The sequence below is a fragment of the Rhizobium sp. NLR8a genome, from assembly GCF_019685235.1.
Taxonomy (GTDB): domain Bacteria; phylum Pseudomonadota; class Alphaproteobacteria; order Rhizobiales; family Rhizobiaceae; genus Rhizobium.
Window position 1 is genome coordinate 149,606 of sequence record NZ_JABDWI010000003.1, and the last position, 23,392, is coordinate 172,997.

Genomic DNA, 23,392 nt, shown 5'->3' on the forward strand with positions numbered 1-23,392 from the left:
CAACGAGTGGATCGGATGCGGTAGGGACTGAAGGCCATATCAACACGGCCTTCGATTGCCGTTACGGCGTCGACAGGGACTGGCCTGCCTTGCTCCGGAGAGGCGCCTTGCGGAGGCTGCGCCTGGGAGAATACAACCTTCGAGAAAATAATCTAGAGAACAGCGACTAAAAGGTGAATGAACGGTAACCTGCCGTGCTGTCACGGAGGTAGGGGCGAGGTTACCGCGTGGATCAGCCCTCATTCGAACCGCCGCCCTCGTCCTTCGAGGCCTTAGGGCACCTTGAGATCAGGTGCGAAGCGTCGAAGGACGAGGAACGGGCGATCAGCCCGCCACCTTACATCAGCTCAGCAAACCATCCAGATGGACGAAGACGGTCAGCGTATCCCCGTCGCTGTGATGCGAGGTCCCGTCATTGATCCCGTAGCTGAAGGATTCGCTGACGTGTCCGCCGTGGTCGGGGAGCTTCGTCTCATCAAGCGTATAGGCATAATTGCCCTCCCGGTCCACGTGGATGACGCCGTATTCACCGGTCAGCGTCAGACCGTGCTTGCCGACGCTTTGGTCACCGAAGCGGCGGAGCGCCAGGGTCCCGTTGTCCGAGCTGTCGTTTTTGAGGAGATTACCGTGATGGGCATCGCCGGTATCGGTGATGATCTTCAAATTGTCATGGACGGCGACGACCGCCGGATCCACGTTCGCATCCGTCATTGCGGCGGACCTGGCATCAGAACTCGCCAGCACCGTCTCGACACTGGTGACCGTATGGTTGTTGCTGACGGAAAAGGTGTGCGCGTCGGCGATGGCTGGCGATATGCTGGTCGCCTCTACGCCGCTCTCGATCGTATTGTTGTAAAAGGAGCCGGACGCTGGCCTGTCGACCTTCAGCGCCGCCTGCGTGAGGTCGTCGAAGACATTGTCATGGACTTTGATATTCGTGCGGACATAGCTGGCGCTGTCGGCGGGATCGGTAATGACCACGCCCCATGCGCCGTCATGGATGTGATTTCCCGATATATCATAATCCCGCGTGTTGCCCTGATCACCGAGACCGATGGCGAAGGACCAGTCGTAACCGTGAAATCCCGATATATCATTGTCGTGGATGGCGACGTTCTTGCCCGCTTGCGCGCTGATGCCGAAGCCGCCGCCGCTCAGAGTATTGTCCTCAACCACCGCGTTCACCGGTCTGATGAGCACGATGACGCCTTTCGGGCTATCTGCATGCGTCTGGTCGAGATGATTGCCCCGGATCACGATGTTGCTGCTGTCGTTCACCTGGACGGCATCGGCCGTGGCACCGTGGCTGTTCGTCACGGTATTGTTGAGAAGCTTGACGCCCTCGACTTTTTCGATCCAGAAGCCGTCGCCCTTCCCGGCCGAGATCTTGCTGTTCTCGACCGTGATGTCCCTGCTATTGCGGAAATTCACGGAACCTACTTCGCGCGACAATCCCGCCTTGTCGACTTCGACATGGCGAACCGTCCAGTTCGAAACGCTGCCGCCAGAGATGGCCGAACCACCGCTATTTGTTATTTTAAGGTTCTCGATAACAATGTTCGACGCATAAAGGCTATGAATGCCGTCACCGCCGCTATGGATGACGGGTGCCGCCCCCGTTCCGTAACTGCCGATTTTGATCGGCGCGCTCTCGCTGCCTGAATATTTGATATCAAACTGTTCGTTGAATACGCTCCCTTTGGCAAGGAGCACGCTGTCGCCTGGTTTCAGCGCTAAGGATTCCACTTTGGACAAAGTCGCAAAAGCCGAGTTCTGGTTCGTCCCACCGTTACGGTCGGAGCCAGTTGCTGAGTTCACATAGTAGATTGTCATATCGCCAATGTTGCCCTGTTCGTCGGATCGCTATGTCGCCACTGAGACCTGCCGGGATCGGCCAATCGCCTGCGGCGGGGGCAACCGTCCACGGCAAGAAGGCGAGAAGATGTTGTCATTGCGGCAGCGGACCGGTTTACGGGCTCTACTCCACAGGCAATGGCGCCGGGTCTGATAAGGCGCTGAAAAGCTGCAACTAGAGTCGAGAAAACAGCGACTTGAAGGCGAATAAATCAAGGAACGGGGGCGGGAGGTATACTCCTTCAGGCTGCACCGTAGTGATTCTGCTCTCGCTTACGCTCAAGCCAAAGCGCCACGCATGCCGATTAGCCCAATGGTGAGAACGCCCGAGGGGCCGTCTCGAATCAGGTGTGGGTGATCATCTCAGCGCCATTCCCCCCTCGCCTGCAAAGCCGAAGTCAGCGGCAGCCGGGCGGCGGCGATCGCCGGCAGGGCGCCGCCGAGGATGCCGATGGCAAGGCCCAGCAGGCCGGCGGTGAAGACCACGTCCAGCGTGACGTCGAGCTGAAAGGCCATCCTGGTATTGTTGGCGCCCATCGTGCTTGCCTGCCAACCGTCGAAACCGAGCTTGGAGGCGAAGACACCGAGGCCGGCGCCGGCCACCGACAGGAGCACCGCCTCCACCCAGGTAGCGGCGAAGGCCGGCAGGCGGGCAAAGCCGAGGAGGCGTAGCGTCGCGGTTTCGACGCTGCGGTCGGAAACCGAACTCATCATCGTATTCAAGGCGCCCGCCGCCGCACCAATCGCCATCAGTAGCGCGATCGGCCAGCCGAACAGGCGGATCAGGCTTTCGGTGCGCTCGGCCTGGCCGGCGTAAAGATCAGCCTCGGAAACCGCCATGAGCGGCATGCCGGGCAAAGCCGGCAGGCGGTCACGCAACGCCGCCAGTGCTCTTGCGGGATCGCCTCCGCCGTCGAGCCGCACACGCAGGCTCTGCACCTGCCCCTGTCGGTCGAAAGCCGATTGCACCGCCTCCAGATCCGCCCAGATCTCCGATTCAAAGGCGCTGCCGCCCGAAGTGAAATGCCCGATGATCCTCCAATCGAGTGCGCCCAGCCGGATCGTCTCGCCGACCGCGAACCCGGGAAAGGCGTCGGCGACGCGGGCGCCGACGACGATCTCGCGCGCTCCTGGCGAAAACAGCCGCCCCCGCGAAAGCCGCGCGCGTTCACGCAGACCCGGGCCTGCCGGATCCATGCCTCTAAGCGACAGCGTCTGCTCGACGCCTTCGCCTTGTCTCACATCGACGGGAACGACGGTTTCACGCGACAATGCCAGCCCGCCTGCGCCGTCGCGGGCGATCCCGGTGTCGGCGCTCATGGCCGCAAGACTGCGGATCGCCTCGGCCGGCACCTCGGAACCAGTCTCCTGGTTGGTGCCGCCGCCGAGAATAACGGCGATATCAGGCGAGCCGGCGCTGGCGAGGACGGCCTCGAAGCCACGCGCCATCGCCAGGAAACCTGAGAGCACCGCCACGACAAGGGCGACCGATAGCACCATCGACAACGAGATCCACAGCCGTCGCGGCAGGCTGCCAAGGTTGACTCTGATCATAAGAAAGGTCTGCTTGAGCGTTGATGGCATTGGGTTATCTCGTTCTGAAGGCGTTGGCGATGGGCAGGCGCACGGCGGTCACGGCAGGCAACAGCCCGGTCAGCAGGCCGAGCCCCGCTATGATGGCGAGAGATTTCGCAAGCACGCTCGCGCCGAAGACGAGGCCGAACTCCGGTCCGATGGAAAGCGTCGCAAGCTTGGCGAGAACAAGTCCGCCCGCGCCGCCGACAAGAAAAATAAACAACGTCTCGCCAAGAATGAGCGCGAGGATCCGCGGACTGGAAAAGCCGAGCACCTTCAAGACGCCGATCTCGAAACGCCGCTCCCTCACCGCAAAGAGCATAGTGTTGACCGCGATCATCAGGATGGTGACGAAGGCCGCACCCACGACGAGGCTGACGATCAGGCCGATGTCAGCGAATTGCCGGAGAAACGCTTCAAGAAACTGCTTTTCCGACTGCGTCCTCGTCTGCGCCGCCGAATTGGCGAATAGAGCATCGATCCGCGCCGCCAGCACACTTGGCGACACCCCCGGGCGCGGACGTACCACGAAGGCGTCAACCGTATCCTTGTTGCGCGCACGAGCGGCATTGAGGGCGTCGTAGCGGGCGAGCATGAAATAGGTATCGGTTCTGGCATCCGCACCCTCAAAAATACCGGCGATCGTGAAGCTCCAATTGCGGTTGCCGTCAGCCCTGGCAAGCTGCCCGGTAAAGCCGATGCGCTGGCCGATCGACCAGCCCTCGGCTTCCGCCAGTGCCCTCCCGACCAGCACCCGATCACCGGCCTCTTCCAATGCCGCGATCAGCTCCGGCGTCAGTTTGAGCTCGTCGCCGTTGGCCGCGGCGATCGCCTGTGGATCGACGGCGCTGACGGCAACCACATTCTTTTCGACCTCGACGAAGCCCCGCATGCGTGCGGTATAGGCAACCGCGGCGACATCGACGTCAGCCGCGATCCGGTTGAGGTAAGCAAGCGGCAGCGGCAGCCCGCGGCTGGACTTGTTGAAGACGCCGAGCAGATTATCGCTGGCGCCGGCCGCGCCTTGGCTGCCGCTGACGAAGCTCGCCGTAAGCCCGTAGATCAGGAAGGCGATGCCGACTGAAAACATCAGCAAAATGGAGCGCAGCCGCTTGCGCCAGGCATTGCGCCGCATGAGCTGGAGGAACGTCATCGGCCCGCCCTTTCCTCGCTGACGAATTCGCCCTTGTTGAGACGCAGCGTGCGCCGGGCAAAGGAAGCGGCCTCGGGATCATGCGTGACCATGATGATGGTCTTCTGAAGCTCGCGATTGAGAAAACTCAGCATCTCCAGGATATCATCGGCGGATTTGCGATCCAGATCGCCGGTCGGCTCATCGCAAAGAATGAGATCGGGATCGGTGACGATGGCGCGGGCAATGCCAACGCGCTGCTGCTGCCCGCCCGACATGCTCGACGGAAACTGCCGCTGCCGGCCCGCAAGCCCGACGAGATCCATGGCCGTATCGACGCGAGCCCGCCGCTCCTTGCGGCCGAGCGGCTTCAACAGTAGCGGCAACTCGATATTCTCCGCCGCATTCAGCATTGGCAGCAGATTGTAAAACTGGAAGACGATGCCCATGGCATGTGCCCGCCAGACCGCCCTTGCCCCTTCGCCCATCTGCTCGAGATGGCTGCGGCCGACCCTGATTTCGCCGGCATCCGGGCTGTCGATACCACCGAGCATGTTGAGCAATGTCGATTTCCCGGAACCAGACGGTCCCATGACCGCGACGAAATCGCCGCGCGGAATGGAGAGATCGAGTCCCGAAAAAATCGAAATCGTCTCCGCACCGATTCGGAAGGACTTCCTGACGCCAGCAAGGGCGATATAAGGTTCTGTGGTGTAGGTCATGGTTCTGCTCCTTTGTGGTTGACTGCTTATGGGCTCGAATGTTCGCGGCCGACCGATCAGCCCTCATCCTGAGGACCCCCGTGAGGAGCCTCGAAGGACGAGGACGGGTGATGAGCCTCCTCGCCCACCACCAGCCGGACGCGCGCCGCCATTGCAGGCCGCATGCCCGGTGGCGGCGAAGAGGGCGACAGGCGCAAGGTCACAGTGCCCTTTTCCTTGGAAATGACCGGCGCAACTTTCGCCACTTCGACCGCGAACGGTTTATCGGGGAAGCCGTCGAGCACCGCCTCGCCTTTGAGACCCGGTCGCAGCAGCGCCATATTGGCCTCGGCCACATCGGCATCGATGACCAGGCTTGCCGTATCGGTGATGGCAAGCAGGCTTTCGTTCTCCCGCACGCTATCTTCGCGCGACAGCACCGTGTCGCCGGCATGCGCATCAAGCCGCGTCACGGTGCCGGAAATCGGCGCCCGCACGGTCAGCGCCTCCATCTGCTCGCGCGCCCTGTCGATATCGAGCTTCGCCTTGTCGAGATTCTGTCTTGCCTGTGCCACGGCATTCCCGGCCGTAGCGAAGGCGGTGCGCGCTGCCTCCAGCGCCTCGGCCGACATGGCGTCACGCTGAACCAACCGCTCTGCACGATCCAGCGAAGACCGCGCCTGGACGAGCGCAATATTCCTCGCGTCCAGCGCCAGTTCCGCCATCCGCCCTGCTATATAAGCGCCCCGGAGGGCGAAGCGTGCGCCCGCATCATCAAGCCGCACGAGCACCTGGCCGGCCGCTACCCGATAGCCCGCCTCGACCTCGACGGCGACGATTCGCCCCTCATATTTGGAAAAAACGGTGGCGATGTCGGGCGCCACGACATAACCGGAGCCTGTGATCTCACGGCTTGGCGCGCCCGCACCCCGGTTCGGTGCGGCGGTGCCCGGAGTTGGCGTGGCTTCGTCAACCGCCGCATTCTCAGCCGCGACTGGCAACGCCGCCCCACCAGCCGATACACCTGCGTCATCATCCATAAATCTTGCAAGCGCGGTCTCGATCCGCTCCAGCGCATTCGGCCGATAAAGAAGACACGCCGCCAGCGACACTGCCCCCGCAAGGGCCAGCCTCGTCGGGAACCCCCGCCGCCGGACTCGGCGCTCCGGCGGCTGCGTCTCGAAGGCCGCGCGCTCGATCGACAGCGATCTGATCCTGGCGGCAAGGTTTCGTTCATGTTCCGATGTTGTGTTCATGCCGACAGAATGGCTGCCGGCGAAAAAACCGCGACCTCGAACATGTTTCAGGCATGCCTCGATCGTGATTGTGTACGCGGTGTCGGGAAAGAGAGGCGACGTGGCCGCCCTCGTTCTTCGAAGCCCCTATGGGGCACCAGGATGAGGTTGGAGAGAGGGCGGCGCTTGGCTTGCCAGAGGCAGAGCGTGGCTTACAACCTCAGCAACACAGCACACTGGTCCGCCTCTCCCCATGCGGCATAAAGACCAGCCCTCATCTTAAGATGCGTCGACCATAGGCCGGAACCTCGAAGGACGGGCATGTGGCTGAGTGCACACGTTGCGCGAATTATTGATAGCACACTGGTGGCGGGGTGGCTCCGCACCTCACCCCCTCTGCTGCCGCCAAGCCACCGGCGTCATATTGGTCACGCGCCTGAACTCCCGATTGAAGTTCGACTTCGTCTGGAAGCCGACCTCGAACATCACCTCGGTCACCGATTTTTTGGTGGCGGACAGCAGGCGGCAGGCCTCGCCGATCCTGTAGTCGTTGACATATTGCGAGACGTTCTTGTCCATCGCCCGGTTGATCGCCGCCGAGATCTGGCGGGTCGGGATGCCGGCCTTGCGGGCGAGCCGGTCGAGGTTGAGATTGGCGTCGCGATAGAGCTTCTTCGCTTCCATCAGCGCGTCGACCGCTGCAATCGTCTCCTTGTCTTCGCTGGCATCGGGCCTGGGCGCGGCCTCCGCCGGCTCGGAGGGGACAGAGCTGCGGCTGGCGGCCGCCGCTGCAATGCCGAGGATGACGAGGCCGACGAGATTTCCGGTGCTGATCAGCGCCAGTGCCCGCTCACCATGCGCCGAGGTCAAATCGAGAAAGACGAGAGTATCGACGGCGGCCGAGAGACACAGTGCGCCGGCCGCGAAGATGATGGCCCGATAGGCCGGCGCGGCGCCTTCGAAGGGCGCGAGCCGCAGCGCGTCCGCCCCCGGGCGCATCAAAAGCAGGATCGCCAGGGCATAACCGATGAAGACGAGCACCAGCGCCATGTCGATCGCGTCCCGCCAGAAGGCCACCAGCAGCAGGATGAGGATAGCGGGCACGGCATGCAGCCCGATCCGCGCCGCAAGCGGCCGCCGGCTCGTCCTCACCAGCCGGGAAACCCCGGCATAGGCAAGCGGCGGCACCATCGCCGCCATCACCGGCGCAACCAGCCCCACCGCCTGCACGCCATAACCCCAACGCAGGCCGGAAAGCACCGATTGCAGCGCCGAGAGCAGGATCAGCGCCAGGAAGGGCAGGTTCGGCGCCGCCTCCTCGTCGCGCCTGAGGACGGCGACGAACAGGATGAGCAGCAGGAGGGCAGCGACGAAGGGAAGAGGAATGAAGATCATGGGGCTCTAAGATCGGAATGGCGAACGGCGCCATCATCGCCGAGTCCGCCGCCCGGCGCGACCTCCATCATGTTTTAGGACACGTTTATCTGGGATTTTTTGGATTGGTGGCCGCGGGTTAGAGCGAGCCGTGAACGACGGAATCAGACACGCCCCAGAAACTCAAGCACACGGGCAGTGAGGAGCGCGGTCGCATCGGCGTCATATGACGGAAGCGAGCTGTCGGCGAAGTAGTGCTGGTCGCCGGGATAGAGAAAAAGCTCCGCGTCCGCGACCTTCGCCACGATCTCGCGGGCGGCATCGATATCGCCCTCGCCGACGAAAATCGGATCTTTGTCCATGCCGTGGATCTGGACCGGGACCTCGTCTGGCCAGGGTCCGAAGGCCCACTCGCCGCTGATCGGCAGGCAGGAATGGAAAAGCAGTGCCCCGCGGGCGCCGGGCCGCGTTTGTGCCAGTTTCTGCGCTGGCAGCACGCCAAATGAGAAGCCGGCATAGACCAGTTCGGGAGGCAGTTCGGCGGCGAGCCGGACACCGTGTTCCCTGATGGTGTCGAATCCGATCTCGCCGATATGGGCGAGCCCCTCCTCGATGCTATGGAACGTGCGTCCATCGAAAAGATCAGGCGTGTGGACGATGTGGCCCGCCGCCCTGATGGCGTCCGCGAAGGCACGCACTCCAGGGGTCAGCCCTTGTACGTGATGAAACAGCAAGATCTCAGCCATAAGGCGCCTCCCGTCGCGGTGTTTGGCCCGCTCGATGACAAGGTTCAAAGGAGTTCAGACTGGCCCGCGGCAGTTATCTCCGGCGTCGCGCTCGGCCCCGATGACGGTATTTAAGGGGCTGCGCCGAAAAAGGCGAGCCGCGTAAAGATCGTGTATTGCGATTCCGATACCATCAGTGCCACGAAGACCAGCACCAGCACCGGCGGCATCAGGATGGCGTAGACGAGCGCCAGCCGCTCCCAGGCCATATGCATGAAGACCGCAACGATCAGCCCGGCCTTCAGCATCATGAACAGAAGGATCAGCGTCCATCGGAGATAGCCCTGAATGCCGAAATAATCGACCAGGTAGGAAAAGGCGCTGAGAACGAAGAGCAGGCCCCAGACGAAGAGATAGAGCCGGATCGGATGCTGCTGTCCCGTGTGTGCTTGTGCATGCACCGTTTGGCTTTGGGCATGCGCCGTTGTCTCGCTCATGACGACCTCACCATAGATAGAGCCCTACCACAGATAAAAAAACGCGAAGATGAAGACCCAGACCAGGTCGACGAAATGCCAATAGAGGCCCATGATTTCGACTGCTTCATAGCGCCCTCGCCGGCTGGTGAAAAAACCACGCCGCTCTATGTCAAAATCGCCCCGCCACACCTTCCGGGCGATTATGAGCAGGAAGATCACGCCGATCGTGACATGGGTGCCGTGAAAGCCCGTGATCATGAAGAAGGTCGATCCGAATTGCGCCGCTCCCCATGGGTTCTCCCAAGGGCGCACGCCTTCGGTGATCAGTTTCGTCCATTCGAAAGCCTGCATGCCGACGAAGGTTGCGCCAAGAAGTGCCGTCAGCAGCATCAGTATCGCCGTCACGCGGCGGTTGCGGCGATAGCCGAAATTGACCGCCATCGCCATGGTGCCGCTGCTGGAGATCAGCACGAAGGTCATGATCGCGATCAGGATCAGCGGCACATCCTGGCCGCCGATATGAAGCGCGAAGACCTCGCTCGGATTGGGCCAGGCGACGGGCGTCGACATGCGGGCGGTCATATAGGCGATCAGGAAACAGCCGAAGACGAAGGTGTCACTAAGCAGAAAGATCCACATCATCGCCTTGCCCCAGGAGGCGGTCTTGAAGGCGCGCTGATCCGAGCTGAAATCGGCCGCGACGCCGCGCAGGCCCGCCGGCCTGAGGCCTTGCTCGCCATGTGTCTGGATAATCTGCATCATGTCCAAACCTCCTGGTTCGGCTCCTAATTGATCAATGTGCGGCAGAGATCGACGAAATCGTTGGCCCAGCCGGCAAAGAGCGCGAAGAGCGCGAGCCAGACGGCCAGCATGAAATGCGAATAGATGGCCGAGAGATCGACGCTGAGCCGCAGCCTCTCCGGCTGCACTTCGGCTGAACATGCCCTGACCGTCGTGTGGGCGAGCACGGCAAGGCCGCCGAGAATATGCAGGCCGTGCAGGCCGGTCAGCATATAGAAGAAGCTATTGGCGGGATTGTCGGCCAGCACGTAGCCGGTCGCCGTCAGCTCCCGCCATGCCTGGATCTGCCCGGCGAGAAAGAAGACGGCAAGCGCAAATGCGGCGACGAGCGCCGGCCGCAGGCTTTCCATGCGGCCATGCTGCGCTTCGCGTTTGGCCCATTGCAGCGCCGCGCTGCTCAGCGCAAGGGCTGCGGTATTTACCCAGAGCAGGCGCGGAACCGGCATCCCCCACCAGTCGGCCGAGGCCGCACGCATGAAATAGGCGCTGACGGCAAGGCTGAAGAGCGCGCCGACGACGCCCAGGAACACGAAGAGGCCGATCTTGACTGCCGGTACCGGCGACCGTTCGGCGCCGTCATGCGCCGGCAGCTCCACCGACCCGGTTTCGAGCCAGGGCTTCGAGGCCAACCTCTGGCCGGAGAGCCACCAGATGATGATGGCGGCGACAGCGGCGAGGAAGATCAGCATGACGTTCATGCCGGAATCTCCCGCGTGGCGCCGCCCGTTGCAGGCACGTTCTGCGGAATGAAATCCTCGGCCGCGCCAGGCACGCTGTAATCATAGGCCCAACGGTAGACGACGGGCAGGTCTCTGCCCCAATTGCCGTGCGCGGGCGGCGTCTCAGGCGTCTGCCATTCGAGCGTCGTCGCCCGCCATGGATTGCCGCCCGCCTCCCTGCCCCGGAAAAGGCTCCAGGCGAGATTGAACAGGAAGACCATCTGTCCGGCGCCGACGACGAGCGCCATGACGGTGATGAAGATATTCAGCGTATGGGCCGAAGGTGGAACGAAGGCCGTTTCTCCCATCTCGAAATAACGGCGCGGCACGCCGAGCAGGCCGAGATAATGCATCGGAAAGAAGATCGCATAGGTGCCGAGGAAGGTGATCCAGAAGTGGATGTGGCCGAGTGTCTCGTCCAGCATGCGTCCCGTCACCTTCGGATACCAGTGATAGATCGCCCCGAAAATGACGAGGATAGGCGCGACCCCCATGACCATGTGGAAATGGGCAACGACGAACATGGTATCGGACAGCGGCACGTCGACGACGACGTTGCCCAGGAAGAGGCCGGTGAGCCCGCCATTGACGAAGGTGACGATGAAGGCCAGTGCGAAGAGCATCGGCAGCGTCAGGTGGATATCGCCGCGCCAGAGCGTCAGCACCCAGTTGTAGACCTTGATCGCCGTCGGGATGGCGATGATCAGCGTCGTGGTGGCGAAGAAGAAGCCGAAGGCCGGGTGCATGCCGCTGACATACATGTGATGCGCCCAGACGACGAAGCTCAAGCCCCCGATGATGACGATCGCCCAGACCATCATGCGGTAGCCGAAGATGTTCTTGCGCGCATGCGTGCTGATGAGATCCGAAACGATGCCGAAGGCCGGAAGTGCGACGATATAGACCTCTGGATGCCCGAAGAACCAGAAGAGGTGCTGGAACAGGATCGGGCTGCCGCCGCCATGTTTCAGCTGCTCGCCCATTTCGACGATGGCGGGCATGAAGAAGCTGGTGCCGAGAAGGCGATCGAACAGCATCATGACGCAGGCGACGAAGAGCGCGGGAAAGGCAAGCAGCGCCATCACCGTCGCGGTGAATATGCCCCAGACGGTGAGCGGCATCCGCATCAGCGTCATGCCCCGTGCGCGGCCCTGCAGCACGGTCACCACATAGTTCAGGCCGCCCATGGTGAAACCGATGATAAAGACGATCAGCGAGATGAGCATGAGCAGGATGCCCCAGTCCTTACCGCCCGGCGTGCCCGATAGAACGGATTGCGGCGGATAGAGCGTCCAGCCCGCGCCTGTCGGGCCGCCGGGGGCGAAAAAGCCGGCGGCCAGGATCAGCACCGCGATGAGATAGATCCAGTAGCTCAGCATGTTCGCGTAAGGAAACACCATGTCGCGCGCGCCGACCATCAGCGGGATGAGGTAGTTGCCGAAGCCGCCGAGAAAGAGCGCGGTGAGCAGATAGATCACCATGATCATGCCGTGCATGGTGATGAACTGGTAATAGTGATCGGCATCGATGAAGGCGAAATAGCCGGGAAAGGCGAGCTGGATCCGCATTAGCCAGGAGAGCACCAGTGCCACCAGGCCGATCGAGATGGCAGTCAGCGAATATTGCACGGCAATGATCTTGGCATCCTGGCTGAACACATATTTCGTCCACCAGCTGTGCGGATGATAAAGCTCGACATCCTCGACTTCCGCGGGCGGGATGACACCTGCGCTGCCGGACGGAATCTCGACCATGATATCTCCTCCTATACCCGGCTGGTTGATCAAACCGGCCGTCGTCCCGGTTCAGTTCGCCGGCGGCGGCTCTCCCGATGACGCCGTAAGCTGGGTGAATGTCTGCTGCTGCCCCAGCCAGGTCTGATAGTCTGCCTCGCTGTCGACGATGACGGTGCCGCGCATCTGTGGATGACCGACGCCGCAGAGTTCAGCGCAGAGAATCTCGAACGTGCCTGTGCGCGTCGGTGTCAGCCAGAAATAGGTGACCATACCGGGGATCATGTCCATCTTCGCGCGGAATTCCGGCACGTAGAAATCATGAAGCACATCGACGGAGCGCAGCAGGATATGCACCGGCTTACCGATCGGCAGATGAAGCTCGCCGCCTTCGACGATGATGTCGTCGAGGCCGTTCGCATCGTTCTTGTCGAGGCCGAGCGGATTGTCGGAAGTGACGTCACGCGTCTCGGCACGGCCGAGCTTTCCGTCCGCGCCCGGCAGGCGGAAGCTCCACAGCCACTGCTGGCTGACGACTTCGACCGATGCGGCATCGGCAGGCACTGTGATGAACTGGTTCCAGACGATCAGGCCGGGCGCCAGCATTGCCGCAACGCCAACCGCCGTTCCCGAGGCCAGAACCAATTCCAGCTTGCGATTTTCGGGCTCATAATGCGCCCGGTTGCCCGGTCTGTGGTGGAAGCGGAAGACGCAATAGGCCATGAAGGAAATCACCGCCACGAAGACGATGCCGGTGATCCAGAAGGTGATGACGAGCGTGTTGTCGATATAACTCCAGTTGGACGCAATCGGCGTCCACCACCACGGGCTCAGCACATGGAACAGCACGGAGCCAACAACAACCAGGACGAGAACCAGTACAACAGCCATTTCCGCCCCTCCTGGGCCGACCGACCGTGAAACCGCACTCCACAAATGTCGAGTTTATTATCGCACAAATAGAAAATGTCGGCAATTACGGCGATTTAGGCATGCGCCGCCGCCGGCAACCCGTCATTTGGAAGTATTCCCCATCATTGGGAATATTGTTTGAGATAGGCGATAAGATTGGTGATCTCCTGGTCATCCTTCACCCCTGCAAAGGCCATTTTGGTGCCCTTCACCTTGGCTTTCGGATTGTGCAGATAGTCACGCAACGTAGTCTCGTCCCAGACGAGACCACCTTCGCCGGCCGCCTTCATTCCCGCAGAATAAGCAAAATCAGGATGCGTTCCGGCCTTTCGGCCGAACAGCTTGTTCAGTGACGGACCCACCTTGTTCGTATCGGACTCGACGATATGACAGGTCGCGCATTTTTTGAAAACGGTGGCGCCGGCCGTCGCGTCCCCCTCCTGCGCTCCAGCGTTGGGAGGGGAAAGGGCAATGACGGATGCGGCGATCAGCAGAATAACACGGTAATCCACGGCAAACCTCATCCTCCTCAAGGTCGCCAGCCACTCTCACCCTCGGCCATCATTCGCGCGGGGGTGGTGGTTGCTAGGGGTTAAAGTTAGTCCATCGCGGATGCAAGTCAATCGCTTCCACGATTGCTGGCACTTGGGCACAATCCGATACCCTGTGGCCCGACGCGAATGCCGGTCCAAAATCCGGTCAGCACGCGATGATCTGCTGGAGAATGGCGCCGCGCCATCCGACTTATGCTCCGATCGAAAGCGCCTCTTGTACGGCCAATTCGGCCATGGCAAGCGCCGCCTCTCGGGTCTTGGCGGCAGCGATGAAGCGGCCGTTATGGCAGAAGCTCGCTCCCTCGATGCCGCAGACCGCCTCCAGCTCACCATTGGTAAGGCCGGCCCAGCTTGCCGGCAGATCGGCCCGGAGCTCGAACCCGTCGTCGGCGCGGCGAATGCCGGTCACGCACCAATCCTTTTCGCGCGGGTGGACGACGAACAGCAGCTGGTCGGCGCCGGCCTTGACGATGGCTGGGCGGAAGGGCATCCCTCTCGGCAATTCCAGAATGCGCCCCTGCGCCGAAGCCCCGATCGCCCGATACACGATCGCCTCGGCCCGCAGTTTTGCGGCCCTCTGGGCGATCCCGGCATCGATGAAACGGCGTGCAATGGCCAGCGCCGCATGGAAGGCACGATCGTCAGCCTCAGGTTCCACCTCATCGAACACCGGTTTCAGGGTCTCGAGCAGCGCCGGCAGCGTCAGGCCCGCCAAAGGACCCGAAGGGCTGAGCGCGCCATTGTCGGTCAGGTCGATCGGCAGCACGAAACCAATGTCGAAAGCGGCGTGGAGGGCTTCGACATAATGATCGGGAAGACCGGAGGCTGCGAGATATTCGCGGCCATAATGCTTCCAGATCAGGCCGAACGAGCTGTAGGGCTGGCCATCGTCGCGCAGCGGCGCGCCGCGCTGATGATGATCGAATATGCCCGCGGCAGGATCATAGGCTCCGCCGACATCATAGATGATCCGGTCCGGGGCTGGCGTAATCCATTCCGGCGCCCGGCTGCGGATCAGACGCGCCTGCGGGAAAAGCCGCGTCAGGATGACGCTCGACAGCAGTTCGTCGGCATGGAAACCACCGGAATGGGTAACGAGGAAATCGGGGCTCATGGAAGCTATGCGCCTTGTGGTTTGGCGGAGGATCCGCTTGCGGGTCTGAACGAGATAGCCGTTGGCGGCCGCTATCTCAACCCGCCTTCACACATTCTGCGCAGCGTCGGAAGGCCACCGGGCAGCTTTGAAACGACATGCGTGAAGGCAAAGGCCTAAGGCAGCGCCGGTCCCGGCTGTGCTGCAACAAGCGCGCGGCCGGCCGCTGCACCGGCATGCAGGCAGATCAGTCCGATCACAGCGAGAGAATTGATCAAAAGAACCTCGGCGACGACCGCTGCCGAAAACGCGCCATCGCCGGCCGGAAGCACTACCGTCGCGGCAAAGAGCACAGCTTCATACGCGACGAACCCGGCGATAAAGGCGCCGGCCATGGTGGCGGCAGGGCCGGCCTTGAGGCGAAGCACGCCGAGTGATGCCGCGAGCGATGCAAATGCGGCGATACCGATCGTCAGCCCCCAAGCAAAACTGTCGAAGGTCTGGGGATAGCCGAGTATGAGATATCCGACCGTCTGGTTGGCAAGCCAGGCGAGCAGCACCGCCATTATCGCCATCTTCCGGGGAAGAACGACAGCCGAGACTGTCGCCAGGGCAACGAAAGGCGTGACGCAGGCGAAAAGCAGGCTGAGAGCGACACTGACGCCGGCAATGACCGTGACCCAGGCGACGGCGAAACCGGCAGCTGCCGGGCGCAAAGGAAGCTGATTTCGTTCGAGCATTTCGAAACTCCGTTCGACCAGGCGCATACATTCTGGGAAATCATAGGCCAGTCCGGGAAAAAGGCCAGCGAGTTCATGACGGCAGTCGGCACCTCGCCGCCTCCATCATAGGGCATCCAGCGGGATCTTCAGATACCGGCGGCCATTCTCCTCTGGTTCCGGCAGCCGACCGCCGCGAATGTTGACCTGCAGCGCATGCAGCATCAGCTTCGGCTTGGGCAGCGTACGGTCGCGCACCTGACGCAGCGCCACGAAACCGGCCTCGTCCATGCCTGCAATATGCGGATTGGCGCGCTTTTGGGCTGCGACCGTGCTTTCCCAGCGCGGGTGACGACCGCCCGGCTGGTAATCATGGCCGGAAAAGAGGCGGGTCTCCTCCGGCAGCGACAGGATCGCCTGGATCGAGTGCCAGAGAGCGGCCGCACTGCCGCCCGGAAAATCCGCGCGCGCAGTCCCTGAATCCGGCGTGAACATCGTATCGTGCACAAAGGCGGCGTCGCCGATCACATAGGTCACCGATGCCAGCGTATGGCCGGGCGAAAACATCACGCGGGCCGTAAGGCCGCCGATTTCAAACGTGTCGCCATCGGCAAACAGCCGGTCCCACTGCGAGCCGTTGGTCGCTAGCGCCGGCCAGTTATAGATCTCTTTCCAAAGCCTCTGCACATCGGTGATATGGACGCCGATCGCCGTCTGCGCGCCGGTCTTTTCCTTGAGATAATGGGCGGCGGAGAAGTGATCGGCATGCGGATGTGTGTCGAGTATCCACTCGACCGTCATCCCCTCGCTCTCGATATAGGCAAGGATGGCGTCGGCGCTCACCGTTCCCGTCGCGCCCGACATCTCGTCGAAGTCGAATACCGGATCGATGATCGCACAGCGTTTCGTCACCCGATCTGACGCGACATATTGCACGCTGCAGGTGCGGGGCTCGAAAAAGGCCTTCACCTGAAGCCGCTGGCTTGCCGCTTTTTCGAGCCAGCGGCGCGCGCCGGCAAGATCGAAACCGAGGCCTTCGCCGAAGGTCTGGACGTCCTCCGGCTTCATCCGCCCGTCGAGCACCTCGCCCAGCACATAGAGTGTCAATGCCCGCGTGCCGCTCTTGCAATGAGCGAAGACCGGTCCCTTCGCCTCAGTCATCGCCGCTTGAAAGGCGCGGATATCGCCCTCGGTAATCTCTTTGCCGTTCACCGGCACGAAACTGTAGGAAAGCCCGGCGGCGGCAGCGGAAATCTTTTCTGCTGCATTGCCTGGCTGGCCCGGCTCCTCGCCATCGGGTCTGGCGTTGATAATGGCGGCGAACCCCTCCTTGGCGAAATCGACAAAACCGGCTGGATCGGGCTGCCCCGCCACCGATATCCGCTCATTGACCCTCACGGGCATCATCGAAGCCTCCGCGCCGCCCTGACCACGCAGTATCGCACGTATAACCGTACAATCTCACAAGTATATTGCCGAGCGCAAGAATAGAGGCGCCTGTTCTCGCGCTCGCCCAGCTGGTCAAAACGACAGCGTCGCCGCCCCTTGCTTGATCTCCGCATGCATGGCGCTGGCGCCGACGATGACGACGCCGTCGAGGAGATCGTCCTGCGCGTAACCGCGCGAGGTGACGCAGGGGATGAGGCCGCGGCATTCGAAGAGACGGCTTCGATGCGGGCTTTGAACTATCCGCCTCATATCACCCTCGCCGTTTATCAGGAGATTGCAGTCGACCGAATGGCCGAGGCAGCCGAGCGTGTTTTCCGCATCCACCCTGCCGTTACGTTAAGTTTTTCAGAGATTAGTTACTTCGAAAACGAATTCCTCGTCTTATGGGCGCGGCCGAACGACGACGAACTGCTCATCCGGCTACATGCGGCCCTTCACCAGGAGGTCGATCCATTCCACTGTCGCGAGCACTATCGGCCCGGCAACTGGGTGCCGCATTGCACGATCGCCACCAAAATCCCGAAGGCAAAATCGCAGCCAGCGATCAACTGGGCAAATCGGAACCGGGTGCAATTGTCGGTGCCCTTCGATGCCGCGGACTGTGTGCGATTTCCGCCCGTGCAGGTCTTGAGCGAAGTTAGGCTGGCGTCGCGATGATCGCAGACATCGCCTGCCTGCCAGCAAAAAACCCCGCCAATCATTGACGGGGTTGCTCATGCTGAAAATCGGTCGGCATTAAGTCCTGGGAGGAATCAATGATTGCCTTCTGCCAATCGAAGCTGGCGCGAGCCTTGCGTGACAAGCGCGGCTGTGTGAAGTCAATCCTGACCCTGCAGGCGATCCATAACCTGGAGCAAGAGATCGGCGCATACCTTCGTCGGTTCGTCCTCGGCGCATTTCAGGTCGATCCGTGTATTTCCATCCTCGATCTGAAAACGGGCTGCCTTGGACGGCGGCGGCAGGCGATGACCGTGGTAACCACGGAAGCCCATGTCGCCTCTCGAACCATGCCACCGGTAGTCGGGGCGGTCTCGGGACTGCTCATCCGGCCCGCGACGCATTACCCTCTCATCATCAGGCGCAGGCGGGGGTGGCGATGCGGGCTCGTTCGCTGCGGGTGGCTCGCTGGCGGGTGGTGGGGCGGGCGGTTGTTGGGCAAACGCGGCGGCGGCCGACGCTGCAAGGGCAAGACCGGATAGTAAGAGTCTTTGCATGGTATGTTCCTTTCAGAGAAGACGCATGCCTGTAAACACCGCGGCGCGGCTTTAGTTCACGCCCCGTTGGCGCTTGTAATCGAAATCAGCAGCGCGGCCGGGACGTTTCACCTGCGAACACGCCCGGCTGCGAGAGGAAGCGTCATGCGCTTGCCCGCCGCTTCGGATTTGCCGATGCAGAGCTGCCGAGAACTTCGTGTCGCTCAAGTCGACACGGCTTCTTTCGCCTCGCCTCTGCCTTGTTGGGCGACTATGCTCAACGCCGATTCGCTGTCCGCGACGAGGGCGTGCGGAAACGAGATACCAAAGGAGAAGACGATGACGGACGCCAAGAGCGGCATTACCGGGCTGCGGCCGCAAATCACCGTGGTTGGCGTCGGCGGCGGCGGTGGCAATGCGATCAACAATATGATCGCGGAAAAGCTGGCGGGCGTCGAATTCGTCGCCGCAAACACCGATGCCCAGGTTCTCGCCACATCCAAGGCATCGCGCCGCATTCAGCTCGGCGCGAATGTGACGGAGGGCCTCGGCGCCGGTTCCCTGCCGGAAATCGGACATGCGGCGGCAGAAGAGTCGCTCGACGAGATCATGGATCACCTGGCAGGATCGCACATGTGTTTCGTCACCGCCGGCATGGGCGGAGGAACGGGCACTGGCGCAGCCCCGGTCATCGCGCGCGCCGCACGTGCGGCCGGCATCCTGACCGTTGGTGTCGTCACCAAGCCGTTTACCTTCGAGGGCAATCGCCGCATGCGGACGGCGGAAGCTGGCATCGAGGCGCTTCGTCAGGCGGCCGATACCGTGATCGTCATTCCCAATCAAAACCTCTTCCGCATCGCCGATGCGAAAACTACCTTCGCCGATGCCTTCATGACGGCCGACCGCGTGCTCTTTGCCGGCGTCGGCTGCATCACCGATCTCATCGTCAAGGAAGGTCTGATCAACCTCGATTTCGCCGACGTGAAGTCGGTCATGCAGGGCATGGGCCGTGCGATGATGGGCACCGGCGAAGCCGCCGGCGAAAGCCGGGCAATGAAGGCGGCGGAAGCGGCAATCGCCAACCCGCTTCTGGACGATATCTCGATGAAGGGCGCCAAGGGCGTGCTGATCTCGATCTCCGGCGGCTCGGATATGACCCTGTTCGAGGTGGATGAAGCGGCAAGCCGCATTCGCGACGAAGTGCAGGACGATGCCGATATCGTCGTCGGCGCGATTTTCGACCGCAGCCTCGACGGCAAATTCCGCGTCTCGGTGGTGGCGACTGGCCTGGAAGGAAACTCTCTGTCCGCGTCCCCTTCTCATGCGCCGGCCGAGCCCATTCAGACGCGCACGCTGCAGTAAGCGGTGACAGATATACCGGCCGGATTGTCAGACATCGGCCGGATAAACATCACTCCCCAAACGCAAGAATAATGCGGCGGCGCATGCTTCGAGGCTCCGCCCTTCAGGCTGCGCGCCTCAGCATGAGGGTGGTCGGGAATGCCGCATCGAAGCTCATCAGAGCCTCCGCAGAGATCGACGGAGAAAATTTGAAAAACCTATTTATATTCGCCGCATTATCCCTGATGACGGGTCTCCTTTCGAACTGCACGACAAGCTCGGAGGGCTTCCGACAGCAGTCCCTATCTTTCCCAGTGCGTAGCGGCGTCAGAACCCTGGTGGCCAAGAACTGGCATATCGACGACGACTGCCGCCATATTGACTATCCCGCCATGGATGTTGTCGAAAAACCCAAACACGGGCGCCTTGAAATCGTCCACGAACCCCTCTTCCCCAAGCTCGAGGGAAAAACCTCAAAGTGCCAGACGGTCAAGGTCAACGGCATCGTCGGGTATTATACCGCTAAAAAGGGCTACACCGGTAGCGACCGGCTCGTCATCCGCTCCCCACATGAAGAGAAGAAGACCGAAGAAAGTGTGCTGAGCGTGAAGGTAGTCAACTGAAGGGATCTGCCGCCAGCGCCGGCTGCCTCACCCGACCAATGCCCTGATCTTCGCAACATCCTGCGCCGTCGCCGGATTGTACACCACCATGCTGAGATCCGGCCGGCCATCCACCTGAAACGCCGAATATTCGAAGGAGAGCAGCCCGAGCACTGGGTGCTTGATGTGTTTGGCGCCCTCGCCGTGGGTGCGTACATCGTGGTCGCGCCACATGGCCCGGAATTCCGGGCTCTTGCGACAGAGCTCGTCGACGAGCGGCTCCACCTCGGCGGCAGCACCGGCGCGCGCCGCATCCACCCGAAAAGCGGCGACGACGAAGCGGGCGACACTTTCCCAGTCATATTGGGCCGCGCGCACCCGCGGATCGAGGAAGATGAAGCGCAGCACGTTGCGCTCTTCCGGCGCCAGCGCGCCATAATCGGTAAGCAGCACGGTCGCCGCGCGGTTCCAGGCGACGACATCCCAGATCGCGGTGCGGATCAGCGCTGGGCACGGGTCGAGCGCGTCGAGCACGCCCTGCAGCCGCGGCGTGACACCCTCTTGCCTGCGGTAGCGCACTTCTGGCGGGCGGCCGAGGCCGATCAGGAAGAGGTGCTCGCGCTCGACATCGGTTAGCATCAGCGCCCGTGAGATCCGGTCAAGCACGTCGGCGGACGGCGCGCCGCCGCGGCCCTGCTCCAACCAAGTGTACCAGGTCGGACTGATATTGGCGCGGCTCGCCACCTCCTCGCGGCGCAGGCCGGGCGTGCGGCGGCGCTCGCCGGCAAAGCCGAGGGCGGCGGGATCGAGCCTGGCGCGGCGATCTTTGAGGTAAGCGCCCAGCCGATTTTCGGAGCTGATGAATTCGTTCATCCAGTTAGCTCTTATACCATGATAATATCACTACTTTACCATGATAGCAGCCTACTCGATATCTGTCCCGTCACATCAGGAGATATCGACATGCGTGTATTCGTCACTGGAGCGACCGGCTGGGTCGGCTCGGCCGTCGTCAGCGAATTGATCGGCGCCGGCCACCACGTGCTTGGACTTGCCCGTTCGGACAAGGGGGCGGCGGAACTGGCAGCCGCCGGCGCCGACGTTCAGCGCGGCATGCTGGAGGATCTGGAAGGCCTCAGACGCGGCGCAGCCGAGGCCGACGGTGTCATCCACACCGGCTTCAACCACGATTTCTCCAAATTCGCTGAAAACTGCGCCGTCGACCGGCGCGCCATCGAGGCGCTCGGCGAAGCCCTCAGCGGCTCGGAGCGCCCGCTGCTCGTCACCGCCGGCCTCGGACATGCGCCGGGCCGCATCGGCACCGAGAAGGACCCGCCGATGCCGACGACGCAGACCTATCCCCGCGCCTCCGAAATCACCGCAGTATCGCTTGTCGCCCGGGGCGTGCGCGCCTCCACCGTCCGGCTGCCGCCGTCGGTACATGGTCACGGCGATCACGGCTTCGTGCCGATTCTCATAGAGACGGCCCGGCAGACGGGCGTCTCCGCCTACATAGGCGATGGGGGCAACCGCTGGCCAGCCGTCCACCGGCGCGATGCCGCCCGGGTCTACCGCCTGGCGCTGGAACGCGGCGCCGTGGGGGGCCCCTTTCTGGCAGTAGCAGAAGAGGGCATACCATTCCGGGAGATTGCCGAACTCATCGGCCGCCACCTCGGCGTGCCGGCCGTCTCGCTATCACGGGAAGAGGCGGCGGAGCATTTCGGCTGGTTCGCAATGTTCGCCGGCTTCGACGTGCCGACCTCCAGCGCTCACACCCGCGCCCTCCTCGGCTGGCAGCCGAGGGAGCCTGGCCTGCTTGCGGATATCGACCACCCGGCCTATTTCGGCAGGTAGCTTCAACCTGAGGGGGAGATACCGCGCCAACTGCCCACGAGAGCCATCCTGAGGTGACCCGGGTGCGCTGACAGAGAATGGATGCAAGAAACGATGTTGGAGCGCGTACTTCGAGGCTCCGGCCTTCGGCCTACGCACCTCAGGATAACGAGCATTGGGAACGCCGCGTCGGTAGGAGGCGCTGGGGGATGCACGTCAGGTGAGAGAGTGCGCCGCCCAAGAGAGCCTCATCCTGAGACGCCCCGCAGGGTTTCGAAGGACGAGGCGGGCGCACCACCATCTCAGCGCATCCGCCCCTCGTTCATCTCGGTGGGATCGTAATTGATGTCCCAGTCCTTCTCGGGCTTCTTCTTGCCGGGCGGGCGCTTATTCACCGTGGCGTCCTCGGAGCCGGTGATTACGGTCGGCTTGGCGCTCACCACACCGCTGGCTTTGCGGTCGGCCCGGGATTTGGCGAACTGGCCGGCTGCGTCTTTTTCGGGATTGGCCATGTCATTCGCCTTTCTGCTTCATCGCGTCGGAAATGTCGTTCATTTCCGGATCGCGATTGTTTTCGCCATTGGCGTCGCGATTTTTGTCCGGATCGTCCTTGGCTTTGAGATAGCCGCGCGGTCTATTGCCCTTCGGCCCTTCCCAGCGGGGGGACTGGTCGGTCGTGCCGGGGGCGCCGTCCTTGGGGGTCGTCATGCCCATCGTCGTTTCTCCTTGGTTGAGTAGGGAAAACCGGAAAGATCGCGAGGTGTTCCGGCAGCACCGTCCAGTTCTTCGTCGCCGCATTGGCCGGTCGGGTGAAGATCATAAAGATGACGATGTTGACCACGATCAGCACGGCGGCAGAGATCGACAGCGTCATGGCCGGTCCATCGGCTCTGAGGGCCGCGGCATTGCCGATATTCGCGAGAAAAGCGAGCGGCAGCATGAGGCCGACGATCCACCATCCGGCACAGGCCCGCTGAGCGACATAATAATCCGCCTTCCCCATCCCGATCTTGTTTGGGAGCGAGAGAAGGTGGGCGGCAGGCGCCAATGATGACGGCAAGGAATCTCATGTCTGAGGAACCAGCGGCCGGACGAAGGGTTCCCGGAAAATATGGAACTGTGTCGGCCCCCATCGGTTGGTGAAAGGTCGTGAACCTCGAAAAAGGAGCCGAACATGAGCAAGACCAACGTTCGTGAACTTCAGAAACGCGCCGAACAGCAAGTCAAGAACACCAGCGCCGGCGGCCACCTCGGCGGCACCTATTTCGGCCAGCAACCAGACGGAAAAACAGCGTCGGACACCACCAACGACAGCGCCAAGGCAAGGCCGAACGATGGGAGCAATTGAGACGGGGCGCCTTTCCTTCG

General features: G+C 62.1%; 26 protein-coding genes and 1 pseudogene. 6 read left to right on the top strand and 21 right to left on the bottom strand.

The annotated features are described in order from the left end of the window. Nucleotides 1–342 precede the first annotated feature (342 nt). The 17 genes and pseudogenes from HJC04_RS06470 to HJC04_RS06550 all read right to left on the bottom strand — a co-directional run. The gene (locus tag HJC04_RS06470) at nt 343–1,833 is read right to left on the bottom strand and encodes a right-handed parallel beta-helix repeat-containing protein (RefSeq protein ID WP_221145360.1); all 1,491 of its coding nucleotides are present in this window, start codon (nt 1,831–1,833) and stop codon (nt 343–345) included. Nucleotides 1,834–2,217: 384 nt separating this feature from the next. Continuing rightward, nucleotides 2,218–3,438, bottom strand: coding sequence for an ABC transporter permease (locus tag HJC04_RS06475; protein ID WP_221145362.1), 1,221 nt, complete (start codon nt 3,436–3,438; stop codon nt 2,218–2,220). A 4-nt stretch (nt 3,439–3,442) separates the two neighbouring features. Next, complete coding sequence (locus HJC04_RS06480) at nt 3,443–4,582, bottom strand: ABC transporter permease (RefSeq protein ID WP_221145371.1); 1,140 nt, start codon at nt 4,580–4,582, stop codon at nt 3,443–3,445. Beyond that, nucleotides 4,579–5,283, bottom strand: a complete 705-nt coding sequence (locus HJC04_RS06485; protein ID WP_210630887.1) for an ABC transporter ATP-binding protein — start codon at nt 5,281–5,283, stop codon at nt 4,579–4,581. The genes HJC04_RS06480 and HJC04_RS06485 overlap by 4 nt, the downstream gene beginning before the upstream one ends. Nucleotides 5,284–5,339: 56 nt before the next feature. Further along, entirely contained in the window at nt 5,340–6,518 is a 1,179-nt protein-coding gene (locus HJC04_RS06490; protein WP_259668812.1) for an efflux RND transporter periplasmic adaptor subunit, read from the bottom strand. 366 nt (nt 6,519–6,884) lie between these two features. Beyond that, nucleotides 6,885–7,892 carry an AraC family transcriptional regulator gene (locus HJC04_RS06495; RefSeq protein ID WP_221122688.1) on the bottom strand — a complete coding sequence of 336 codons (1,008 nt, stop codon included), beginning with the start codon at nt 7,890–7,892 and terminating at the stop codon, nt 6,885–6,887. Between the two features lie 143 nt (nt 7,893–8,035). Beyond that, the gene (locus tag HJC04_RS06500; protein WP_221145373.1) at nt 8,036–8,617 is read right to left on the bottom strand and encodes a dienelactone hydrolase family protein; all 582 of its coding nucleotides are present in this window, start codon (nt 8,615–8,617) and stop codon (nt 8,036–8,038) included. A gap of 110 nt (nt 8,618–8,727) precedes the next feature. After that, nucleotides 8,728–9,093, bottom strand: coding sequence for a cytochrome C oxidase subunit IV family protein (locus HJC04_RS06505; RefSeq protein ID WP_210630884.1), 366 nt, complete (start codon nt 9,091–9,093; stop codon nt 8,728–8,730). A 24-nt stretch (nt 9,094–9,117) separates the two neighbouring features. Next, nucleotides 9,118–9,837, bottom strand: a complete 720-nt coding sequence (locus HJC04_RS06510) for a heme-copper oxidase subunit III family protein (RefSeq protein ID WP_210630883.1) — start codon at nt 9,835–9,837, stop codon at nt 9,118–9,120. A 23-nt stretch (nt 9,838–9,860) separates the two neighbouring features. Next, the gene (locus HJC04_RS06515; protein ID WP_210630882.1) at nt 9,861–10,574 is read right to left on the bottom strand and encodes a cytochrome c oxidase subunit 3; all 714 of its coding nucleotides are present in this window, start codon (nt 10,572–10,574) and stop codon (nt 9,861–9,863) included. Next, nucleotides 10,571–12,349, bottom strand: a complete 1,779-nt coding sequence (gene ctaD, locus HJC04_RS06520) for a cytochrome c oxidase subunit I (protein ID WP_210630881.1) — start codon at nt 12,347–12,349, stop codon at nt 10,571–10,573. Before ctaD ends, HJC04_RS06515 begins: the two co-directional genes overlap by 4 nt. Before the next feature lie 51 nt (nt 12,350–12,400). After that, nucleotides 12,401–13,219, bottom strand: a complete 819-nt coding sequence (locus HJC04_RS06525; protein WP_221145375.1) for a cytochrome c oxidase subunit II — start codon at nt 13,217–13,219, stop codon at nt 12,401–12,403. 143 nt (nt 13,220–13,362) lie between these two features. Then, the gene (locus HJC04_RS06530) at nt 13,363–13,752 is read right to left on the bottom strand and encodes a cytochrome c family protein (protein WP_221153477.1); all 390 of its coding nucleotides are present in this window, start codon (nt 13,750–13,752) and stop codon (nt 13,363–13,365) included. 232 nt (nt 13,753–13,984) lie between these two features. Then, on the bottom strand, nt 13,985–14,908 hold the full coding sequence (locus HJC04_RS06535) for an MYG1 family protein (RefSeq protein WP_221145378.1): 924 nt from the start codon (nt 14,906–14,908) through the stop codon (nt 13,985–13,987). A 155-nt stretch (nt 14,909–15,063) separates the two neighbouring features. Next, nucleotides 15,064–15,627, bottom strand: a complete 564-nt coding sequence (locus HJC04_RS06540; protein WP_221145381.1) for a hypothetical protein — start codon at nt 15,625–15,627, stop codon at nt 15,064–15,066. 105 nt (nt 15,628–15,732) lie between these two features. Further along, nucleotides 15,733–17,013, bottom strand: coding sequence for a bifunctional sulfur transferase/dioxygenase Blh (blh, locus tag HJC04_RS06545; RefSeq protein WP_210630876.1), 1,281 nt, complete (start codon nt 17,011–17,013; stop codon nt 15,733–15,735). A 114-nt stretch (nt 17,014–17,127) separates the two neighbouring features. Then, nucleotides 17,128–17,244: pseudogene (locus tag HJC04_RS06550) on the bottom strand (peroxiredoxin); the annotation flags it as partial. Between the two features lie 33 nt (nt 17,245–17,277). Between HJC04_RS06550 and HJC04_RS06555 the strand changes: the two are divergent. Further along, nucleotides 17,278–17,712, top strand: coding sequence for a 2'-5' RNA ligase family protein (locus HJC04_RS06555; RefSeq protein ID WP_221145383.1), 435 nt, complete (start codon nt 17,278–17,280; stop codon nt 17,710–17,712). A 161-nt stretch (nt 17,713–17,873) separates the two neighbouring features. Here HJC04_RS06555 and HJC04_RS31635 read toward each other — a convergent pair whose 3' ends face one another. Beyond that, nucleotides 17,874–18,269, bottom strand: a complete 396-nt coding sequence (locus tag HJC04_RS31635; protein WP_247241721.1) for a hypothetical protein — start codon at nt 18,267–18,269, stop codon at nt 17,874–17,876. Nucleotides 18,270–18,587: 318 nt separating this feature from the next. Here HJC04_RS31635 and ftsZ point away from each other — a divergent pair, with 318 nt between their 5' ends. Both ftsZ and HJC04_RS06570 read left to right on the top strand, forming a co-directional pair. After that, on the top strand, nt 18,588–19,610 hold the full coding sequence (gene ftsZ / locus HJC04_RS06565; protein ID WP_210630874.1) for a cell division protein FtsZ: 1,023 nt from the start codon (nt 18,588–18,590) through the stop codon (nt 19,608–19,610). 188 nt (nt 19,611–19,798) lie between these two features. Next, nucleotides 19,799–20,212 carry a hypothetical protein gene (locus HJC04_RS06570; RefSeq protein ID WP_259668814.1) on the top strand — a complete coding sequence of 138 codons (414 nt, stop codon included), beginning with the start codon at nt 19,799–19,801 and terminating at the stop codon, nt 20,210–20,212. 27 nt (nt 20,213–20,239) lie between these two features. Here HJC04_RS06570 and HJC04_RS06575 read toward each other — a convergent pair whose 3' ends face one another. After that, nucleotides 20,240–21,064, bottom strand: a complete 825-nt coding sequence (locus HJC04_RS06575) for a helix-turn-helix transcriptional regulator (protein WP_210630873.1) — start codon at nt 21,062–21,064, stop codon at nt 20,240–20,242. 90 nt (nt 21,065–21,154) lie between these two features. On the opposite strand from HJC04_RS06575, the gene HJC04_RS06580 reads away from it, so the two are divergent. Beyond that, on the top strand, nt 21,155–22,045 hold the full coding sequence (locus HJC04_RS06580; protein WP_221122686.1) for an SDR family oxidoreductase: 891 nt from the start codon (nt 21,155–21,157) through the stop codon (nt 22,043–22,045). A gap of 281 nt (nt 22,046–22,326) precedes the next feature. Here the strand turns inward: HJC04_RS06580 and HJC04_RS06585 are convergent, their stop codons facing one another. Beyond that, nucleotides 22,327–22,536: a hypothetical protein gene (locus HJC04_RS06585; RefSeq protein WP_221122685.1), complete on the bottom strand. Its 210-nt coding sequence runs from the start codon at nt 22,534–22,536 to the stop codon at nt 22,327–22,329. Nucleotide 22,537: 1 nt separating this feature from the next. After that, on the bottom strand, nt 22,538–22,738 hold the full coding sequence (locus HJC04_RS06590; RefSeq protein WP_064803441.1) for a hypothetical protein: 201 nt from the start codon (nt 22,736–22,738) through the stop codon (nt 22,538–22,540). Here HJC04_RS06590 and HJC04_RS06595 point away from each other — a divergent pair. Both HJC04_RS06595 and HJC04_RS06600 read left to right on the top strand, forming a co-directional pair. Then, complete coding sequence (locus HJC04_RS06595) at nt 22,731–23,075, top strand: hypothetical protein (protein WP_221145387.1); 345 nt, start codon at nt 22,731–22,733, stop codon at nt 23,073–23,075. The two genes, HJC04_RS06590 and HJC04_RS06595, sit on opposite strands and share 8 nt — an antisense overlap. A 123-nt stretch (nt 23,076–23,198) precedes the next feature. Then, nucleotides 23,199–23,372 (top strand): hypothetical protein, encoded by a 174-nt coding sequence (locus tag HJC04_RS06600; RefSeq protein WP_097593426.1) that lies wholly within the window; start codon nt 23,199–23,201, stop codon nt 23,370–23,372. Nucleotides 23,373–23,392: the final 20 nt, after the last annotated feature.

Bases quoted from the DNA above. Each gene is read 5' to 3' on its own strand.
- HJC04_RS06590 (WP_064803441.1), bottom strand. From the start codon at position 22,738: ATGGGCATGACGACCCCCAAGGACGGCGCCCCCGGCACGACCGACCAG.
- HJC04_RS06505 (WP_210630884.1), bottom strand. From the start codon at position 9,093: ATGAGCGAGACAACGGCGCATGCCCAAAGCCAAACGGTGCATGCACAA.
- HJC04_RS06475 (WP_221145362.1), bottom strand. From the start codon at position 3,438: ATGCCATCAACGCTCAAGCAGACCTTTCTTATGATCAGAGTCAACCTT.
- HJC04_RS06540 (WP_221145381.1), bottom strand. From the start codon at position 15,627: ATGCTCGAACGAAATCAGCTTCCTTTGCGCCCGGCAGCTGCCGGTTTC.
- HJC04_RS06555 (WP_221145383.1), top strand. From the start codon at position 17,278: ATGCGGGCTTTGAACTATCCGCCTCATATCACCCTCGCCGTTTATCAG.
- HJC04_RS06500 (WP_221145373.1), bottom strand. From the start codon at position 8,617: ATGGCTGAGATCTTGCTGTTTCATCACGTACAAGGGCTGACCCCTGGA.
- HJC04_RS06515 (WP_210630882.1), bottom strand. From the start codon at position 10,574: ATGAACGTCATGCTGATCTTCCTCGCCGCTGTCGCCGCCATCATCATC.
- HJC04_RS06595 (WP_221145387.1), top strand. From the start codon at position 22,731: ATGCCCATCGTCGTTTCTCCTTGGTTGAGTAGGGAAAACCGGAAAGAT.
- HJC04_RS06575 (WP_210630873.1), bottom strand. From the start codon at position 21,064: ATGAACGAATTCATCAGCTCCGAAAATCGGCTGGGCGCTTACCTCAAA.
- HJC04_RS06535 (WP_221145378.1), bottom strand. From the start codon at position 14,908: ATGAGCCCCGATTTCCTCGTTACCCATTCCGGTGGTTTCCATGCCGAC.
- HJC04_RS06525 (WP_221145375.1), bottom strand. From the start codon at position 13,219: ATGGCTGTTGTACTGGTTCTCGTCCTGGTTGTTGTTGGCTCCGTGCTG.
- HJC04_RS06510 (WP_210630883.1), bottom strand. From the start codon at position 9,837: ATGATGCAGATTATCCAGACACATGGCGAGCAAGGCCTCAGGCCGGCG.
- HJC04_RS06580 (WP_221122686.1), top strand. From the start codon at position 21,155: ATGCGTGTATTCGTCACTGGAGCGACCGGCTGGGTCGGCTCGGCCGTC.
- HJC04_RS06470 (WP_221145360.1), bottom strand. From the start codon at position 1,833: ATGACAATCTACTATGTGAACTCAGCAACTGGCTCCGACCGTAACGGT.
- HJC04_RS06495 (WP_221122688.1), bottom strand. From the start codon at position 7,892: ATGATCTTCATTCCTCTTCCCTTCGTCGCTGCCCTCCTGCTGCTCATC.
- HJC04_RS06485 (WP_210630887.1), bottom strand. From the start codon at position 5,283: ATGACCTACACCACAGAACCTTATATCGCCCTTGCTGGCGTCAGGAAG.
- HJC04_RS06585 (WP_221122685.1), bottom strand. From the start codon at position 22,536: ATGGCCAATCCCGAAAAAGACGCAGCCGGCCAGTTCGCCAAATCCCGG.
- HJC04_RS06600 (WP_097593426.1), top strand. From the start codon at position 23,199: ATGAGCAAGACCAACGTTCGTGAACTTCAGAAACGCGCCGAACAGCAA.
- ctaD (WP_210630881.1), bottom strand. From the start codon at position 12,349: ATGGTCGAGATTCCGTCCGGCAGCGCAGGTGTCATCCCGCCCGCGGAA.
- HJC04_RS06480 (WP_221145371.1), bottom strand. From the start codon at position 4,582: ATGACGTTCCTCCAGCTCATGCGGCGCAATGCCTGGCGCAAGCGGCTG.
- HJC04_RS06490 (WP_259668812.1), bottom strand. From the start codon at position 6,518: ATGAACACAACATCGGAACATGAACGAAACCTTGCCGCCAGGATCAGA.
- HJC04_RS31635 (WP_247241721.1), bottom strand. From the start codon at position 18,269: ATGCAAAGACTCTTACTATCCGGTCTTGCCCTTGCAGCGTCGGCCGCC.
- ftsZ (WP_210630874.1), top strand. From the start codon at position 18,588: ATGACGGACGCCAAGAGCGGCATTACCGGGCTGCGGCCGCAAATCACC.
- blh (WP_210630876.1), bottom strand. From the start codon at position 17,013: ATGATGCCCGTGAGGGTCAATGAGCGGATATCGGTGGCGGGGCAGCCC.